General features: G+C 78.2%; 1 protein-coding gene. It reads left to right on the forward strand.

Annotation, left to right across the window (positions count from 1 at the left end; genetic code table 11):
- Positions 1 to 550 (forward strand): ATP-grasp domain-containing protein (locus AC1D15_RS36305; RefSeq protein WP_477829904.1); only part of this gene is annotated, 550 nt, incomplete at its 5' end.
- Between the last annotated feature and the right edge of the window lie 23 nt (positions 551 to 573).

Here is a 573-nt window from a genome sequence, read left to right on the forward strand (position 1 = left end):
GGCCGGCACCAGCGTGGTCGCGGTCCACACGCAGGACCGCACCGGGCCGGCCACCGTCGTGCGGGTGATCGACAACGCCGAGATGACCGAGGCGGCGCGGCGCATCGTCGCCCGCCTGGGCCTGTCCGGCCTGTGGGGCCTCGACTTCGTGCTGGCGTCGGCCACCGGCGCGGCCTGCATGATCGAGATGAACCCGCGCGCCACGCCGATCTGCCACCTGCGGCTCGGGCCGGGGCACGACCTGCCGGCCGCGCTGGTGGCGTCGTGGACCGGCGCGGCCGAGGTCGCGCGCGGACCGGCGCTGGCCGGTCGGGCGATCGCGATCTTCCCGGGCGAATGGGAGCGCGATCCGGCGAGCCCGCACCTGCGCGACGCCTGGCACGACATCCCGTGGGACGAGCCGGACCTGGTGCGCGACGGCATCCGCCGGCCGTGGCGCGAGCGCGGGCTGATCGCGCGCGCGTGGGCCGCGCTGCGCCCGCGGCGCGCCGCTGCCCCGGTGCAGCCGCTCGAGCCGGTCGAGCCGGGTGCGCCGGCCCGGCCCACGTGAGGCGGGTGTGTTCGGCAGCGAAC

Source organism: Rhizobacter sp. P2_H2 (assembly GCF_056403375.1).